This window comes from Ureibacillus galli, assembly GCF_014836845.1.
Lineage (GTDB): Bacteria > Bacillota > Bacilli > Bacillales_A > Planococcaceae > Ureibacillus > Ureibacillus galli.
This window is the reverse complement of the sequence record NZ_JACSQA010000007.1, coordinates 25,925-42,846: the sequence shown is the minus strand read 5'-3', so window position 1 is coordinate 42,846 and position 16,922 is coordinate 25,925. Positions and strand designations below refer to the sequence as shown.

Genomic DNA, 16,922 nt, shown 5'->3' with positions numbered 1-16,922 from the left:
GGCACTGCTTATGAGAAATTCCTTTTTTTATGGAAAAGTAATGGACATTCGGGTAGCATTTCGAATAAAATGAATATATGAATATATAATCATATATAGTGAGGGGGATGGAAAACAATGGGGGAATTCATTAATCATCAAGAATTAGATGAAGAAACATTATTTCTTGTTTCACAAACATTCAAAGCACTAAGTGATCCTACTCGTATTCGAATTTTAAATCTTTTATTTTCAAGGGAACATTCGGTTAATGAAATTGCTGACGCTTTAAATTTAAGACAGTCAACGGTATCCCATCAATTACGTTTCTTAAAAAATTTACGATTAGTAAAATATCGAAGAGAAGGTACAACTTTATTTTATTCTTATGACGATGAGCATGTAATGGATATGTTAAAGCAAACAATTGAGCATTCTATTCATAGTTAATGTTAAGACCGATTTTTGTTTTTGAGTAAGGTAATACAATCTTTCATTGAACATATTCAATAATTTTAAAGGAGGCATTCCATTGGGACACGGACATGACCATGCGCACCATAGCCATACCCATGGTGCAAATAAAAAAACGTTAACAATTGGGTTTGTCATAATAACAGCGTTTATGCTTATAGAAGTCATTGGAGGAATACTAACAAATAGTTTAGCTTTGCTTTCAGATGCAGGACATATGTTAAGCGATGCTGTTTCTTTAGGTATAGGGGCGCTTGCTTTTAAGTTTGGCGAAAAAGTAGCTAGTTATAGTAAAACATATGGTTATAAACGAATGGAAATATTAGCTGCCGTATTAAACGGTGTAGCTTTAATCTTTATTTCACTATTAATTATTTATGAAGCATTTCAACGTTTCTCTAATCCACCCGCTGTTGCATCTTCAGGGATGCTTATTATTGCGATTATAGGGTTGCTAGTCAATATTTTAGTTGCTTGGATATTACTGCGCGGTGGTGATACAAAGGAAAATTTAAATATACGTGCTGCTTTTTTACACGTCATTGGTGATATGTTAGGTTCTGTAGGAGCTATTATCGCTGCATTAGTGATCATGTTATTCGATTGGGGATGGGCAGACCCTCTTGCTAGTGTCATCGTAGCCATTATTGTCCTAATAAGTGGTTTCAGGGTGACAAAAGATGCTATCCATGTACTAATGGAAGGAGCTCCGAGTAACATTGAAATGGATCATATTATTCAGGTGTTTAAAAGTAAACCAGGTATAGTAGACATTCATGATTTACACGTCTGGTGTATTACAAGCGGTCAAAATGCACTCTCATGTCATGCGGTAGTTGATGGGACAATGACACTCCAAGAAAGTCAAAGTTTATTAAGAACTATTGAACATGATCTGGCCCATTTAGGAATTGGCCACATTACCGTACAAATAGAAGATGAACAACATGCCCATGACAATTCGATTCTCTGTTGCCAAAATGACCAAGAAACAATCCATCATCATCATTAATAAAGTAGGAGAACTCTTTGCAAAGAGGACTCCTACTTTTTCTCTTTCCACCATAAACTTATAGCTTTTATAAAGGATGGATAAAATGAGTGTACAGAAAACGAGTTAAGGGTGAATGGATTGGAAAGAAGAAAAAGTAATTATGATGAACCTTTTAATTTTTGGTCAGGTATTTTATTTGGGTTAGGAATGGTTGCCTTTATCGATGAAGTAGTTTTCCATCAATTATTACATTGGCATCATTTTTATGATTTATCGACCACAAATGTAGGGCTAATATCTGATGGTCTGTTTCATGCATTTAGTTGGTTTGCAACGGTTGTGGCCCTTTTTATGGTAGCGGATCTACGGAAAAGAAAAGTATGGAATTTTAAAAGATGGATGGGTGCCGTTTACGTAGGAGGAGGTACATTTAATTTATATGATGGCATTATTCAACATAAAATGATGCGAATTCACCAAATCCGATATAACGTTGATATTTTTTATTACGATGTTGTGTGGAATGTATTAGCCGCGTTAATGATTATCGTCGGTCTCATTTTACTAAAAAAGAAAAAAACACCTTCTCCATTAAAAAAGATAGGTGACGTGTAGTGCATCATCATGGAGGAATGAATGAATCAACTTCTACCTTCGAATGGTTATCTCTTAGTATGCCTTTTGTCTTGCTAATTGTTTTATATATCGTTGCCGTTATTTATTCCAATAAAAAATATAGGAAGTGGCCAGTTTACCGTACTCTTTGTTGGATTACAGGTATAAGTAGCATTGCTTTAGCGTGTTTCGGGCCCATTGCCGAAAAAGCCCACTCAAGTTTTCAAGCCCATATGTTTACCCACCTGCTCCTCGGTATGTTAGGTCCACTACTATTAGTATTCGCATCACCAATGAGACTAGTATTAAGAACAGCACCGGTAAAAATAGCAAGGGGAATAGCAAAGTTTTTAAAAAGTCGTTATGTACAATGGATTACCCATCCTATTTTAGCAACGATTTTAAACTTAGGCGGGCTTTGGGTTTTATATACGACGGAGCTATATTCAGCTATGCATTCGGTATTCTTACTTTATATACTAGTCCATTTACATGTTTTTTTAGCGGGTTATGTATTTACCGTCTCGATGATTTATATTGATCCAACACCCCATCGTACAAGTTTCTTTTTGCGTTCAACGATGTTAATACTAGCAATGGCAGCTCATAACATATTATCGAAATGGATTTACGCACATCCACCAGCAGGAGTAGAGTTGATGGATGCACAGGCAGGCGGAATGTTCATGTACTACAGTGGAGACGCTGTTGACTTAATTATTGTTATTGTTTTATGTTATCAATATTTTAAAAATCGTCTTGGAAGAAAAACAGTCCAAACGTGAACGTTAACTTAAAAACCTCCATCAAATGATGGAGGTTTATTTCTTTTTCGTTATTTCCTTTAATGTTTGAAGTACTGGCTGAAATGGTTGGTGTTGTCCTACTTGGAAAAAATCTTTAAAAGGATCCCCAATCGTTTTCAATCTATCTAATACAACAGGAATTGGGAACTGGCTAGGATGTAACTGACGATTTACTTCGTGCCACTGAAGAGGTGTGGCAATTAAACCCTTCTCATTTCCTCTAGAAGAATAAGGGCTTATAATTGTTTTCCCTTCTGCATGCTGGATGTAGTCCAAATATAATTTATTCCCACGATTCTTTTTCATTCTTTCAATTGTGAACCATTTAGGGTTTTGTTGGACTAAAAATTTGCAAACAAACTCTGTGAAGATTCTTGTTTCATCAAAGGTAAAGGTATCCTTTGGCAATGGAATATAGATTTGTAGCCCTTTCCCTCCAGACGTTTTAATAAAGGAAGTTAAATGGAATTTATCAAAAATCGCCTTCATTTGTTGGGCGGCTTCAACAGCCAATGAAAATTCATCAACAGAAGGGGGATCTAAGTCGAAAACAATTTCTGTTGGACACAATGTATCAATCGTTTTAAACGGAATATGGAATTCGAGAGCGAGTTGATTTCCTAACCATAGTAAAGTATTTAAACTATTGCAAAGGATATAGTGGATATCATCTTCTAATTTTGTCTCAATAAAATCCGGTGCATAATCTGGTGCATTTTTTTGGTAAAAACTTTCCCCTGGAACACCGTGGGGAAACCGAATGGACGTTAATAAACGATTATTTAAAAAGGGTAAAATATGTGGTGCCACTTGTTGGAGGTAATAAATAAAGTCATCCTTTAGGAAACGAATAGCAGGGAAAATGGGTTTGTCAGGATGGGTAATTTCAACTTTTTCAGGTATCGGATTGAGCTGACGCAGCATATTTCTCCAGTTAATCTCAGAAGGGTCTGCATCAAAACGAAAGGAATGAAAGCGCGGTTCTCTTAGTTTCCTACCATCGAAATCAATGCAGGCAATATTGACACAGATGGATGGGGGAAGTTGCCAAGTTGTTGAAGAAATTTGGTTTCCCTTTCCTTGAAAAAAGCGTGCCAATGTTTGAAATTCCTCATCGGTAAGTCCATGGCGAAAAGTTGTAATTTCTTCTAATTTTTCATTATGATAAACGGCTCCATTAAAAAAGCCGTTTGTTTGATCAAAAAGAGTTAAAATAACTGTTACAATCCGCCAATTCTTTTCCTTTAACCAAAGGGAAGAACGCTTTCCACTTTCCCAAACACTCGTTGTTTTTTTGGCAATGATTCCTTCACCGTTATATTGTCGTATGTTTTCGACAAGTTCCTCTTTATCGTCGTAAACGTCTATTAATTGGAGTATTCCTTTTTGTATATAAGACGGTTTAGTTAATAATTTTGCCCTTTGAAATAACTCAGTTAAAATCTTTTTTCTTTCCAACAGAGGTAACAAAGAAATATCTTTTCCTTCATATTGAAGTAAATCAAAGACGATGAGATTACAAGGAAATCTCTCGCTCGCTTCGATGATCGTTTTATTAGTTCGGGTTTTCCCTCTAGATTGTACAGTTGAAAAATCACTTTTGTAGTTATTGACTAAGTATACGAGTTCACCGTCTAAAGTAAGCGGTAAGTAAGGAGCAACTTGTTCTTTTACTACATTGCAATAGTCGATAATTTCAGGGAAATAGGTTGTTAATTCTTTTTCGTTTCGGCTCATTAAAATTGGGCCATCTTCACGCCACTCCAAAATACATCGAAAACCATCATACTTGGTTTCATGCAACCAGTCTTTACTGTCAGGGACAGATTCAACGGGAGTTAATAGCATCGGTTTCATCGATAAAACCTCTTTTTTTTTCCTATAGTTTTTGATTAAATGATTTGGTTATACATAGAAAAGCGATGTTCTCAACATAATAAGCAAAAAAGCAGGTGAAAAGAATGCATACTGTTTGGAAAGGGAGTATTAGCTTTGGATTAGTTAATATCCCTGTAAAGCTTCATGCAGCAACTGAAAATAAAGATATTAAATTACGCCAACTGCATAAGGAATGTCATAGTCCTATTAGTTATCAAAAGGTTTGTCCCGTATGCGAGAAGGAAATCAAGAGTGAAGAAATTGTAAAAGCTTATGAGTACTCTAAAAATAAATTTGTTGTGTTAGATGATGAGGAATTGGAAAAGCTTCGGAAAGAAAATGAAGATAAATCAGTAGAAATTATCGAGTTTGTCAAATTAGATGAAATTGATCCAATATACTTCGAACGCAGCTATTTTATGGCGCCTGATAGTGGAGGAGGAAAAGCTTATGCGTTATTAAGAAAAGCACTAAGTGATTCAGGTAAAATTGGAGTGGCGAAAATTACAATTCGTTCGAAGGAACAACTGGCCATTGTTCGTGTTTACGGCGAAACGTTATTGATGGAAACGATTCATTTTCCCGATGAAGTTCGTAGTGTAGCAGAAGTTCCGAACATACCAAGTGAAGATAAGATAGCAGAAAAAGAACTGGATACAGCATTGTTGTTAATCGAGCAACTAACAGCAAAGTTTGAACCAGAAAAATATAGCGATGATTATCGTACCGCTTTATTGGAATTAATTGAACAAAAGAAAAATGGCGAGGCTACTGTTTCAGCTACGGAAAAGGAAACGGTTATTCCTTCCGATATGACTGACTTAATGTCAGCTCTTCAAGCATCCCTTGATAAAACATCTCCAACGAAAAAGAAAACCGTCACTAGGAAACGAAAAACAAAAGAGAAGAAAGAAGCATAATGGAACGTAGGATCAGCAATATTTAATTTGCTCTTCCTACGTTTTTAATTTTTAATTTTCCGAAACTTTCAAAAATGGTAATATGGGTAAAAAAGAAGTGAGGGGAATTACATGAGAAAAATATTATTAACAGGTTTTGAACCTTTTTTAAACTATAAAATAAACCCGACAATGGAAGTCGTTCAAAAATTAAATGGTCGTGTGATGAATGACTGGATTGTGGAAAGTTTTGTGCTGCCAGTTGACTTTCATGAATCTGAAAAAAAAATACTAGAAAAAGTACAACAAATTCAGCCGGAAATAGTTGTTTCCCTCGGTTTAGCGGCAGGGAGGTATAAAATTACTCCAGAAAGAATTGCAATTAATGTAAAAGATGGTGCCAAGGATAATCAAGGGTTTGCCCCTGTAGATCAAGAAATTGATGTGAACGGCCCAGATGGTTATTTCTCGACTTTGCCCATAAGAAAAATAACGAATCATTTGCAAGAAGTGGGATTCCCAGCTGACATTTCAAATAGTGCTGGAACTTACTTATGCAACAACATCATGTATTCCGTACTACATTATGTAAAAAATGAAAAGTTAAATTGTAAAGTTGGATTTATACATATTCCTGCCTCCCATGAATTGGCGATTCAACATGGGAACGTCCCAAGTTGGTCTATAACCGATTTAACAAAGGCGATCGAAGCATGTTTAAACGTTATAACTCTCGAGGGGTAACGAATGATTCCTAAAATGATTATACAAGATAGAAAAGTTTGTTCTTTTCTATTTGGACAAGAGATTAACGGAGAAACCTTTCAAATTGTTCGTGCCTTTGATCAATTTATAATCGAACGATATAAAAGAATTGTAATCGAATCGGTTCCAAGCTATCACATGGTTACCGTATTTTTTAACAAATCAATCGTCCATACAAAGGTATTACAAGAAATAATGGAAGCGTGGAGTACCTATTCTCTTCATCTCCAGCTTAAAGAGTCCAGGAAAATAACAATCCCTGTATGCTATGAAACACCTTTTTCATTAGATTTGGAAAGGGTGGCAACAGAAAACCATTTATCGGTAGAAAAAGTCGTGAAGATGCATTGCGAATCGCTATATACTGTGTTTTTAATTGGGTTCTTACCTGGCTTTCCCTATTTAGGGGGGCTTCGGGAGGAAATATATTGCCCAAGATTAGATGTACCGAGAAGACTTGTAGAAAAAGGGAGTGTCGGAATAGGAGGCAAACAAACAGGAATTTACCCAATCGATTCTCCAGGTGGATGGAACATTATCGGAAAGACGCCTATTCCGCTTTTTGATCTCAATCGATCCCGCCCTTTTTTACTGCAGGCAGGGGATCAGTTATCGTTTAAACGCATTACAATGGAACAATTTCAAGAAATCGAGTACCAGTTGAAAGAGGATTCAAATGCAGTCATAGAATCTCTTTTAGGAAGTTAGGGATGAAGAAAAATGAAGCCATTATTGAAAGTCGTCCGTAAGGGAGTATATAGTTCATTACAAGATAATGGACGTTTTGGTTATCGACGATTCGGTATACCGACAGCGGGTCCAATGGATCCATTATCCTTTCAATTAGGTAACAAAATCGCAGAGAATGTGGGAGAAAATGCAGCTTTAGAAATTTTTTATGGTGGAATGACCTTTCAATCTGTTGCCACCCATGAATATGTATTGGTTGGTGCTAATATGAATGCAACCGTCAATGGACGTGGAATAAATCCTTGGAAAACGTTTGTTTTAAAGGAAGGGGATCTTTTGAAACTAAAATTCAGTTCCGATGGAGCGATTGCTTATTTAATTCCAATAGGTGGTTTTAAAGGACGCGAAATTTTAAATAGCCAGTCTAATTATCTTAAAGCTAATATTGGTAGCCCCATCACTGAAGGAATGATTTTATATGGTGAGAATTTTCCTCTAAACAAATATCGTAAAGGTTTATATTCCAAATGGATTCCTTCCTTTTCAAATGAAAAAGCAGTAAGGGTCGTAGTAAGTCACCACATTCATCATTTTATGGAACAAGATATCGAGCGCTTTTTCAGTTCAACATATCAATTGTCTACGGGTGATCGAATGGGCTATTACTTACAAGGCCCCCCTATTCAAACGAAAAGAAAAGTTGATTTACTATCAGAGCCGACGATGTTTGGAACAATCCAAGTACCGTCAAATGGACAACCAATCGTTTTAATGGCAGATGCGCAAACGGTGGGAGGCTACCCAACAATCGGAAAAATTGTAGAAGAAGATTTGTGGAAAGTGGCGCAACTTCGGATTGGAGAATGTATTTCATTTAGGAAGGAGACTTTCGATGGAAAAGCCATTAACGATTGATTTAAATTGTGACTTAGGTGAAAGTTTTGGCGTTTATAAAATAGGGAACGACAAAGAAATGATGAAGTATGTTTCTTCTGTAAATGTTGCCTGTGGATTTCATGCAGGTGATGCTTCAACGATGAGAAAAACGGTGAGTTTAGCATTAGAAGAAGGAGTGGCGATTGGTGCTCATCCTGGATTTCCTGATCTACAAGGATTTGGTAGAAGGGAGATGAATATTTCTCCAGCAGAAATATATGATATTACTTTATATCAAATAAGTGCTTTAAAGGGATTTATAGAAGCGGAAGGGGGGTCTTTACATCATGTAAAACCCCATGGAGCTCTTTATAATTTAGCTGCAACTAACGGAGAAGTAGCGGAAGCGATTGCAAGGGCAATCTTTCATTTAGATAAACAGTTGATCTTATACGGCTTAGCCGGAAGCAGACTAATTAGTGAAGGAAAAAAGCTAGGATTACAAATAGCTAATGAAGGATTTGTAGACCGAACATATACTTCCCAAGGCCAATTAACCCCTCGTACGGATTCCAATGCGACGATTACTTCGGAGGAACTAGCCTTTAAACAAGCGATGAAAATGGTAAAGGAACAGAAAGTCGTTTCAATAACTGGCGAAGAAGTGTTTGTCGAAGTGAATACAATATGTATTCATGGAGATGGGGAAAAGGCAGTAGAATTTGCTAAAATGTTAAAACGTCAATTAATGGAGCATCAAATATTCATTAATTCCATAAAAAAAGATGGCTCCTACTAAGAGGCCATCTTTTTCAATTACTCAAAATCTAATTTATAGTCATCATCTTTAATCATTTTCAATTTATTTTTAAATAAGTAGATGAAGAATAGATTCAAAAAGAAAGGTAAAATGAGAAACATACTTAACATAACGGCAATGTTCGAAGCGGTCCACCCACCATCGGCTAAGTTGATGTAATTTAAAGGTCCAACTAAACCGGATAATCCAAATCCAGCACTATAAGGTGTTCCTTGTACATTGAGTATTCCTGCTAATGCACCAAGGATGGCTGCTGTTATAAGCATAGGAAAAGCAATAGTCGGCTTCATAAAAAAATTACGCATCTGAATTTTCGGTGACCCTAATACGTGGGCTAAAGCTGTCCCAAGGGAATTTGCTTTAAAGCTAGCAAAACATAAGCCCATACCAACGGCGACAATTCCTAAGTTGGCAGCCCCTGAGCCAATTCCAGAAAGCATAATAACCGTTGCTACTCCGACTGTCGAAATAGGCGATAAAATAATAATACCGAATACGACTGCAATTAACGCCCCCATCACGACAGGTTGTAAATTGGTTAAATAAGCAACCCCTTCTCCAACTAATCCTGCACCTGATTTTACATAAGGTAAAATGCTATATCCGATCATTCCAGGAATCGTGACGGTTAGCATAGGAATAAGGAGGATCGAGTATTCTCTTAATCTCTCACCAATTAACTGAACAAATAGAACGGCTAATGCAGCTGTAAGTCCCGCATTAATAACGACGCCTATTCCACTAATTGTGAATAATCCTTCTGCCGTTTTACTAACAACCCCGCTACCAACCATCGTGGCAATCCCAACACTTGCCGTTTGGATGGGCGTTAATTTAAACTGCATTCCTACTAATATACCAACTAAAATAGGCAGCATACTCATGACAACAACTGTAGCATCAAGTAGATGTTGAAGAGCAGGAACATACGGAATGATTAACTTTAATATTTCTCCTAGTAACGCATTTGGTATAAGGGCACAAACGATAGCAATACTGACTCCATTTAAAAGCTTACTAATAAAATCCTTCATAACAGTTGCCTCTTTCATAAAAATTGAAAATTTAATGTTTTCAATCATTATATATAGTCACAAAACGAAGAGCAATAGAAAAAATTTAGCGATTCAACGCGTTGAACCGTTAAAACCTAGAGGCGCCTCAAACGAGAAATGCTAAAAAAATTTAAGAACATTAAACAAACTAAAAAATTTTAAAGAAATAGTGTCATTTTTAAATGATAAATAAAGGGTTAAATTCCCTTCAAAAGGGGAAAAATAAGGGAGAAAGCTATTGATAAAAAGGAGCGAGCATATGAAATTTTTAAAATCGATGTTGATGATTCCGTTACTTTTAGTTGTTTTATATGCATGTAACAACGGTGATCAGGATGAAATCATTACAGATACAGGGAAAGATACTGTGAATGATACAGCGAATAATAATGCAGATCAAAATAATGGAGCAGATCAAAATGCAACAGATGATCAAAATGAGGGGGAGGAACATGTTGATACACCATACAACTTTACTCATTTTGATTTAGATGTGGAGTATGAGAATGATGTATCCTATGATGTGGAATATGCTAATGATCAAAAGGGGATGTCGGCAGAGTTTGAAGATGAAAGAAATAATGTTCATTCCGAAGGTGATGACGCCTATAACAAAATCGTGAAATATTTAGAGTTGCTAACGTTTAATGCAAACACAGAGGATGAAGAAGTATTAAGCCAAGTCATCACAGCTTTTGATTTAGATGAAAACTATACTTCTTTTGAACTGGAAGTGAAATTTAATAACGGTGAAGTGAAACGATATAATTTTACGAATCAATAATGGTATGCTGTATTGGAAGATATGCTCTTCTAATACAGCTTTTTTATTTGTTTACTTGCAACCAAAATTATATATTAAAAATGACTATACATAAAAGGAGCCTATTGAAATGACTATTTTATTATTGATTGGTGGAATTTTAGCATTCTTAGGAGTTGTACTAGGCGCATTTGGTGCCCACGCATTGAAGGATAAATTTGCAGAACCGCGATACGAGGAAGTATGGAATACAGGGGTCCAATACCAAATGTATCACGCCCTAGGATTAATTTTAATCGGGATTTTATCAATGGATTCCTTACTAGGAGCATCCAACTTATTATCCTGGGCAGGCTATCTGATGTTCACTGGAGTTATTTTCTTCTCAGGTAGTTTATATGTGTTAGCTGTAACAGGTGTGAAAAGATTAGGAGCAATTACACCTATTGGAGGATTGTTATTTTTAGCAGCATGGATTTTATTTATTATTGACGTTATTTCATAAAAATAGGACTACTATAAGCAAGTAGCTCAGATAACATTGATAAAAACATATTAGTATAACCAGCAAGAAAAAGCCCGACTTAATCAAGTTGGGCTTTTTCCAACTAATTTTCTTTCATTAAAGCTACTCTTCAAAAAGTTTACAGTAAATCCCATTATTTTAGAAACATTACTTCATCTTCCACATTTATCTCACCATGTCGTTCAACTTTTGCCCAAACACCGAACATTGCCGAATGGTTATTTACTAAAGTTTTTAAAATACGAGCATCTTGTTTTAATTCTTCTTGAGAGTTGTTTACCATGATGCATCTTTGAAGGGAGGCTACAATTTTCAAAGTAACACTTTCTCCCACTTGAATTTGTCGATCCACCCATTCATCTTCAAAGTATCCTGTTGAATTTGTTTCAATTAACAAGTTTGCTCGAAAGCGACGTGGGTCCACGGTTTCTCCTAAATCCTTACTTAACATTTTTAACGAAGAGGTTGTAATGATACTAATTGGTCCCTCATCGAAATGTGAAATCGACGCTTCTTTTACTAATTTTACTTGAAACCCTAACAACTCACTTAGTGCTTCATGCACCATTTCTTGGTCTCCTCGATATTCAATTCCATTGGGCATTGTTAAAATGGGAGTGTCCCCCTCATACCTTGCTTTATAGCAAAATAAATCTTCCATCTTTTGAAAACGTCGTGTAGACTTACCGCTACCAAATTTTCCACACTCATTTCTAATTGCCCATAAACGATCTCCAAGGATACCTCGACTATCAACGATGGCGGAGGATAAAGACTCACCTAAAATTGATTTTACAGGAAACCTATTGATTTCTTTGACTCTCCCTATATGTTCATATTTTTGATTCAAAATTTACCCCCCTGTACTGAATGTTAGTAATATATTATATTCGTATCTAATAATTTTTCTTTGGTGCCTCGTAGTTTAAGAAACTGGCAATAAATAATTTCTGAAATTCATTATTATCTTTCATGAACTTTTTCGCCTTGTACCCATACTTGTTGGATGTTTTCCGGGCGAGCTAAGTACATAATTTTTTGGAAAATATCTTCTAAGTCATTGTTGAAAATCGGAAGTTTTGCTGCTGGGACTGTCGTGTTAATTATTTGTACATCCCAAGCATAGTTTTCTTCAATGCGTCCAACAGGTAGACTTATTGCTTCACCACCACCAGCAGTGGCAAAATAAAACGCTTCACTCGTTGTAATACGTGAAGAAGCTACACCTCGTTTGTCGGCAGAGATCGTTGTATCGACCCCTTCCTCTAACATTCTAGCGGCGATTACTGCTTGTCGCACATTATCAAAAAGACTAGGAGAGAATCCACCAGAAATATCAGTACCTAAACCAATCTCAACGCCTAAATCATGCAAATGACGGGCGGGTAAAACCCCATTTGAGAAGAATACATTGGAAATGGGGCAGTGGGCAACGGCGGTACCTGTAGAAGCAAATAGTTTAGCATCTTCATCTGCTAAAAAGTTACAATGGGCCATCACGGCTTTCTCTTGTAACAAACCAAAATCATTTAAAGCAAAGGCGTCGTGTTTATGGAATCGCTCAATCGCATATCCGTGTTGCCAATCGCTTTCACTACAATGGGATTGGATATGGGTATTATACTTTGCTGCCAATTCCCCTAATCCTTTTAATGCCTCATCTGTACAACTTGGAATAAAGCGGGGAGTTACTACAGGATAAACTCCTTGCTTTGTTTGTTGATGTAATTCTTGGACGGAAATGATAAACTCTTCCGTTTCTTTTAATGCCATTTCTGTACTTTCATCTCGATAATAATTAGGACATTGGTCTGGATTATCCATCACGACTTTCCCAACAAGTCCCCGTTGTCCTAATTGGGCACAAATTTGAGCTAACAATAAACTGGACTCTTTATGGATCGATGCGAAGTAAAGAGCTGTTGTCGTCCCGTTTGCTAGTAATGTTTTCACTAAGTCTTCATAAACCGTTTGGGCAAAGTTCATATCCGAAAATTTTGATTCAATAGGAAATGTATACGTATTTAACCAATCATATAGAGGGAGATCGAGGGCAGTTCCAGCTTGAGCCCATTGTGGGGCATGGACATGTAAGTCAATAAATCCGGGTAAAATATATTCCCCTTCTAATAAACGATGGAAATTCTCTTTTCCATCATATTCACTAAGCAAAGTAACATATTGTTCTTCCTCAGGTGCGATCATTTTTTCAATCAATCCGTTTTCATTAATACAAAACAAGTAGTCCTTTAAAATGTCTACTTCTTCAAAGGTTTTACTCGAAAAGGCCGTTCCTTGAAATACATGTGCATATTTTCCCACTTACGATTCCTCCTTTTAAATACCATTTATTGAAATATTTTATTGATATTATAAGGATAAAGGAAAACGAAGTCTATTAAATGGACAGTTTAATGGAAAGGTAACGGCCGTTCATCATTCAAAAAATGAAAATAAATAAAAAATTACTTAAAACGCTATTCGTAACAAAGTGCAAAAATTAGGGTATTCTTTATAGTAAGAATTTTTTTAAGGACGTGTCATCATTGTTAAAAGAAATTTATGCGGATTTACATATTCATATTGGCAGAACAGAGAGTGGCAGGGCAGTTAAAATCACAGGAAGCAAAAATTTAACACTACAAAACATTTTACAAACAGCAACTTCGCGAAAAGGACTGGATTTAATCGGTATTATTGATTGCCATTCACCGGATGTAATTCGTGAAATGGAACAATTAATTCGGGAAGGAAAAGCAACCGAACTATTAAAGGGGGGAATACGGTACGAAAAGACGACCCTTATTCCGGGGTCTGAAATTGAAATTTACGATGAAAATTGCCACGGACCTATTCATGTATTAGCTTATTTTCCAACCATCGAAAGGATGAAAGTATTTTCCCAATGGTTAAGTACCCAATTAAAAAACATTCATTTAAGTTCACAACGGGTTTATTGTAGTGGGCGAACATTACAACAGAAAGTACATGATTTAGGGGGATTGTTTATTCCAGCCCATGTATTTACTCCGTTTAAAAGCCTTTATGGGAAAGGTGTGAAGAAGAGTTTAACTGAAGTATTCGACCCCCGATTAATCGACGGCATTGAATTAGGATTAAGCTCGGACACTTATATGGTAAAAGGAATGAGTGAGCTTGCACCCTATACTTTTGTGACAAATTCCGATGCCCATTCTTTAGGCAAGATTGCTCGTGAGTATCAAAAAATGCGAGTAGCGGATGCTAATTTTGAAGAGTTAAAATTAGTTCTTCATCAAAAAGATGGCCGGGCCATTACGGAAAATTTCGGTTTAAACCCGTTATTAGGAAAGTATCATGAAACCGTTTGTGCAAATTGTGGTGAACAGATAATAGAAGAAGCAGTAGGAAGATGCCCTTATTGTGGAAAGGAACAGTTCATTAAAGGGGTGTCTAAGCGGATAAAAGAATTAACCGATGCGCCTTCATTAGAGATAGAAAGACCTCCTTATACCCATCAAGTCCCTTTAGACTTTATTCCTGGAATTGGGCCGAAAACGATTGAAAAGATGTTAGATGCTTTTGGAACAGAAATGAATATTTTACACAAGACAACAGTGGAAGATTTAGCGAAGGTCATTCCCGAAAAATTAGCATATACGATTGATCTAGCGCGAAAAGGTGAATTGGGTATAACCGTTGGTGGTGGTGGTGTTTACGGGAAAATTGAATCACATGAATGAAAAATAAAAAACAAGCTACTTGTTTAAGACGGGGAATCTTAAACGTAGCTTGTTTTAAAAGGGATGTATGTCACTTGGACATATATTTTATAGCAAATTGGGGAATTTGTGGGTCTGGGTTTACCGTTGCCACAAAAATTTGCTAGGGGATACGTTATTAATATAGACAACTTTTCTTCATTTCATATCATGAAACTGGATTTTTTTTATCGCTCCATTGAAGTCCTTCAAAGAAACGATATACTTCTTCAAATACCAGTTCTTTTTCTTTATCAAGGGTTAAAATATGACCTGAATTGATAAAGCTTTTAACGGACTTAATGCGAGATTTTACAGAGTTATATATTAAGTCAGCACTTTGACAATAATAATCGTCATCACGAAGACCACGTAATATGTGAACAGGTGCTTGGATTTCTGGAAGTTTGGCACTTGTTTCGTTAATCATACCTTGTAAATATTCTAAAGATGGCATGCGGAATTTTTTTGCTAGCTCTTGTGGCTGATCCGTTTGTTCATCATATGTTCCAGCTAATTTTTTATATTTAATCGTATAATCGATAATACGATCTTGTAAACTTTCTACACTTTTTGCTAAAGCAGGAGCTGACATTGTAACGATTGCCTTTGTAGGGCGTTCTTCACCTAATTTTAAAGAGAAGATGCCACCAAGGGATACACCAGCAACAGCGATTTCTTCGTAGCCTAATTTTCTTAACTCGTCATACCCTTCTAATGCACTGTTCCACCATTCGATTGGGTTTGTTTGGATGAGTGTATTTGGGTCACCACCATGTCCTTTATACAATGGTGCGTGTACAGTATAGTTGCGGTCAGATAAATATCTTCCTAATCGTTTTACGTCGTTTGTGTTTCCTGTAAAACCATGAAGTAAAAGAACGGCACGGTTACCTTTCTCAATCGTAAATGGTTTTGGAGGAATGATTTTCATTTTAATAGACTCCTTTAATACTTAGTTGTGACAAACATGAGAAATTTTTATGCAAAGTGTTGTTTTTTTATTTGAAATTTGATATGCAAACTTGATGTTTAACATTATTATAGTGTTAACAATACATAAGTACAATTTATTGTTTTTATCATAATCATTCCAAATAGTTATCAATTAAAGAGAGGGATACCATAATGGAAATTCAGCAGCTCGAATATTTTAAGACGGTAGCAGAAATGCAGCATATGACACAAGCGGCAGAAAAGCTAAATATCTCACAACCTGCATTAAGTAAATCCATCTCCAATATAGAACAAGAAATAGGCGTACCTCTTTTTGATCGGCAAGGACGGTCCATCAGTTTGAACCGTTACGGCAAGCTGTTTTTAAATAGTGTTGATATCATTTTAGAGGAGTTTGATAAAGCAAAGGAAGAAATCGGTGGGTTAGTGATGCCTGGGTTTGGTGAAGTTGCCTTTGGATTTATACATACCCTTGGAATGGAAGTAGTACCAGAGTTGATGGCCCATGTTCCAGAAAGATATCCAAATATGAAATTTACCCTAACCCAAGCAGCATCTTATAATTTATTGAAGTGGTTAGAAGAAGGACAAATTGATTTATGTTTATCCCAACGAATTAGATCCAAGACGATCGAAATTGACTGGATTGAGCTATGGAGTGAGGAGCTATTTGTAATTGTTCCGAAAAATCATCGCTTTGCAAATCGAGAGTCCATTAAACTTGAAGAAATTAAAGATGAACCCTTTATTTCGATTAAACGGGGAAATGCTTTACGTCTAATTGTTGATAAGTTGTTTAAAGAAGCAGGGATTACAACAAACATTACCTTTGCAGCTGAGGAGATGCATACTGTTGCCGGGTTCGTTGGTGCTGGTTTAGGAGTTTCGTTAATTCCGAATGTGAAAGGATTAAATGACTATAATGTTTGCAAAATCCGTGTTAGTGAGCCGATATGTGAAAGGAAAATTGGTGTTTCATGGGCAGCTAATCGGTATTTGTCTCCTGCCGCAAATCAATTTAAAAATTACTTAGTCGAATATTTTAAAGAAAAGTAATGGGTATCCTATATTAAATCTATTTAAAG

General features: G+C 36.2%; 18 protein-coding genes. 13 read left to right on the top strand and 5 right to left on the bottom strand.

Annotated features, from left to right (window positions below):
* The first annotated feature begins 117 nt into the window (after positions 1-117).
* The 4 genes from H9636_RS06910 (at position 118) to H9636_RS06895 (ending at position 2,847) form a co-directional block, all read left to right on the top strand.
* Positions 118-429: an ArsR/SmtB family transcription factor gene (locus H9636_RS06910; RefSeq protein ID WP_191706895.1), complete on the top strand. Its 312-nt coding sequence runs from the start codon at positions 118-120 to the stop codon at positions 427-429.
* Positions 430-511: 82 nt separating this feature from the next.
* Positions 512-1,465: a cation diffusion facilitator family transporter gene (locus H9636_RS06905; RefSeq protein ID WP_191706894.1), complete on the top strand. Its 954-nt coding sequence runs from the start codon at positions 512-514 to the stop codon at positions 1,463-1,465.
* Positions 1,466-1,585: 120 nt separating this feature from the next.
* Positions 1,586-2,062 carry a DUF2243 domain-containing protein gene (locus tag H9636_RS06900; protein ID WP_191706893.1) on the top strand — a complete coding sequence of 159 codons (477 nt, stop codon included), beginning with the start codon at positions 1,586-1,588 and terminating at the stop codon, positions 2,060-2,062.
* A 17-nt stretch (positions 2,063-2,079) separates the two neighbouring features.
* Positions 2,080-2,847, top strand: a complete 768-nt coding sequence (locus H9636_RS06895; protein ID WP_191706892.1) for a cytochrome c oxidase assembly protein — start codon at positions 2,080-2,082, stop codon at positions 2,845-2,847.
* Between the two features lie 36 nt (positions 2,848-2,883).
* On the opposite strand, the gene H9636_RS06890 is transcribed toward H9636_RS06895, so the two are convergent.
* Positions 2,884-4,725: a DNA ligase D gene (locus tag H9636_RS06890; protein ID WP_191706891.1), complete on the bottom strand. Its 1,842-nt coding sequence runs from the start codon at positions 4,723-4,725 to the stop codon at positions 2,884-2,886.
* 104 nt (positions 4,726-4,829) lie between these two features.
* On the opposite strand from H9636_RS06890, the gene ku reads away from it, so the two are divergent.
* The 5 genes from ku to H9636_RS06865 all read left to right on the top strand — a co-directional run bounded on the left by ku (position 4,830) and on the right by H9636_RS06865 (position 8,775).
* Complete coding sequence (gene ku, locus H9636_RS06885) at positions 4,830-5,666, top strand: non-homologous end joining protein Ku (protein ID WP_191706890.1); 837 nt, start codon at positions 4,830-4,832, stop codon at positions 5,664-5,666.
* Between the two features lie 111 nt (positions 5,667-5,777).
* A complete protein-coding gene (locus H9636_RS06880) occupies positions 5,778-6,389 on the top strand; it encodes a pyroglutamyl-peptidase I (RefSeq protein WP_191706889.1) in 612 nt (203 codons plus the stop codon).
* Positions 6,390-6,392: 3 nt separating this feature from the next.
* Complete coding sequence (gene pxpB, locus H9636_RS06875; protein WP_191706888.1) at positions 6,393-7,118, top strand: 5-oxoprolinase subunit PxpB; 726 nt, start codon at positions 6,393-6,395, stop codon at positions 7,116-7,118.
* Between the two features lie 12 nt (positions 7,119-7,130).
* Positions 7,131-8,015: a 5-oxoprolinase subunit C family protein gene (locus tag H9636_RS06870; RefSeq protein ID WP_191706887.1), complete on the top strand. Its 885-nt coding sequence runs from the start codon at positions 7,131-7,133 to the stop codon at positions 8,013-8,015.
* Positions 7,993-8,775, top strand: a complete 783-nt coding sequence (locus tag H9636_RS06865) for a 5-oxoprolinase subunit PxpA (RefSeq protein WP_191706886.1) — start codon at positions 7,993-7,995, stop codon at positions 8,773-8,775. The genes H9636_RS06870 and H9636_RS06865 overlap by 23 nt, the downstream gene beginning before the upstream one ends.
* A gap of 17 nt (positions 8,776-8,792) precedes the next feature.
* Here H9636_RS06865 and H9636_RS06860 read toward each other — a convergent pair whose 3' ends face one another.
* Positions 8,793-9,830: a PTS transporter subunit IIC gene (locus H9636_RS06860; RefSeq protein ID WP_191706885.1), complete on the bottom strand. Its 1,038-nt coding sequence runs from the start codon at positions 9,828-9,830 to the stop codon at positions 8,793-8,795.
* Between the two features lie 280 nt (positions 9,831-10,110).
* On the opposite strand from H9636_RS06860, the gene H9636_RS06855 reads away from it, so the two are divergent.
* Together H9636_RS06855 and H9636_RS06850 are read left to right on the top strand one after the other, a co-directional pair.
* Positions 10,111-10,635 (top strand): YusW family protein, encoded by a 525-nt coding sequence (locus H9636_RS06855; protein ID WP_191706884.1) that lies wholly within the window; start codon positions 10,111-10,113, stop codon positions 10,633-10,635.
* Positions 10,636-10,744: 109 nt separating this feature from the next.
* A complete protein-coding gene (locus H9636_RS06850; RefSeq protein WP_191706883.1) occupies positions 10,745-11,119 on the top strand; it encodes a DUF423 domain-containing protein in 375 nt (124 codons plus the stop codon).
* 154 nt (positions 11,120-11,273) lie between these two features.
* Here H9636_RS06850 and H9636_RS06845 read toward each other — a convergent pair whose 3' ends face one another.
* Positions 11,274-11,990: an MOSC domain-containing protein gene (locus tag H9636_RS06845; RefSeq protein ID WP_191706882.1), complete on the bottom strand. Its 717-nt coding sequence runs from the start codon at positions 11,988-11,990 to the stop codon at positions 11,274-11,276.
* A gap of 113 nt (positions 11,991-12,103) precedes the next feature.
* A complete protein-coding gene (guaD, locus tag H9636_RS06840) occupies positions 12,104-13,462 on the bottom strand; it encodes a guanine deaminase (protein WP_191706881.1) in 1,359 nt (452 codons plus the stop codon).
* A gap of 224 nt (positions 13,463-13,686) precedes the next feature.
* On the opposite strand from guaD, the gene H9636_RS06835 reads away from it, so the two are divergent.
* Positions 13,687-14,862, top strand: coding sequence for an endonuclease Q family protein (locus tag H9636_RS06835; protein ID WP_191706880.1), 1,176 nt, complete (start codon positions 13,687-13,689; stop codon positions 14,860-14,862).
* A 187-nt stretch (positions 14,863-15,049) separates the two neighbouring features.
* Here the strand turns inward: H9636_RS06835 and H9636_RS06830 are convergent, their stop codons facing one another.
* A complete protein-coding gene (locus H9636_RS06830; RefSeq protein ID WP_191706879.1) occupies positions 15,050-15,814 on the bottom strand; it encodes an alpha/beta hydrolase in 765 nt (254 codons plus the stop codon).
* A 194-nt stretch (positions 15,815-16,008) separates the two neighbouring features.
* On the opposite strand from H9636_RS06830, the gene H9636_RS06825 reads away from it, so the two are divergent.
* Positions 16,009-16,893 (top strand): LysR family transcriptional regulator, encoded by an 885-nt coding sequence (locus H9636_RS06825; protein WP_191706878.1) that lies wholly within the window; start codon positions 16,009-16,011, stop codon positions 16,891-16,893.
* Positions 16,894-16,922: the final 29 nt, after the last annotated feature.

What these genes read in the sequence shown, in the direction of transcription:
- H9636_RS06855 (WP_191706884.1), top strand. Translation starts at nt 10,111, where the DNA reads ATGAAATTTTTAAAATCGATGTTGATGATTCCGTTACTTTTAGTTGTT.
- H9636_RS06825 (WP_191706878.1), top strand. Translation starts at nt 16,009, where the DNA reads ATGGAAATTCAGCAGCTCGAATATTTTAAGACGGTAGCAGAAATGCAG.
- H9636_RS06880 (WP_191706889.1), top strand. Translation starts at nt 5,778, where the DNA reads ATGAGAAAAATATTATTAACAGGTTTTGAACCTTTTTTAAACTATAAA.
- H9636_RS06860 (WP_191706885.1), bottom strand. Translation starts at nt 9,830, where the DNA reads ATGAAGGATTTTATTAGTAAGCTTTTAAATGGAGTCAGTATTGCTATC.
- H9636_RS06870 (WP_191706887.1), top strand. Translation starts at nt 7,131, where the DNA reads ATGAAGCCATTATTGAAAGTCGTCCGTAAGGGAGTATATAGTTCATTA.
- pxpB (WP_191706888.1), top strand. Translation starts at nt 6,393, where the DNA reads ATGATTCCTAAAATGATTATACAAGATAGAAAAGTTTGTTCTTTTCTA.
- H9636_RS06895 (WP_191706892.1), top strand. Translation starts at nt 2,080, where the DNA reads ATGAATGAATCAACTTCTACCTTCGAATGGTTATCTCTTAGTATGCCT.
- H9636_RS06890 (WP_191706891.1), bottom strand. Translation starts at nt 4,725, where the DNA reads ATGAAACCGATGCTATTAACTCCCGTTGAATCTGTCCCTGACAGTAAA.
- H9636_RS06850 (WP_191706883.1), top strand. Translation starts at nt 10,745, where the DNA reads ATGACTATTTTATTATTGATTGGTGGAATTTTAGCATTCTTAGGAGTT.
- H9636_RS06865 (WP_191706886.1), top strand. Translation starts at nt 7,993, where the DNA reads ATGGAAAAGCCATTAACGATTGATTTAAATTGTGACTTAGGTGAAAGT.
- H9636_RS06830 (WP_191706879.1), bottom strand. Translation starts at nt 15,814, where the DNA reads ATGAAAATCATTCCTCCAAAACCATTTACGATTGAGAAAGGTAACCGT.
- H9636_RS06910 (WP_191706895.1), top strand. Translation starts at nt 118, where the DNA reads ATGGGGGAATTCATTAATCATCAAGAATTAGATGAAGAAACATTATTT.
- ku (WP_191706890.1), top strand. Translation starts at nt 4,830, where the DNA reads ATGCATACTGTTTGGAAAGGGAGTATTAGCTTTGGATTAGTTAATATC.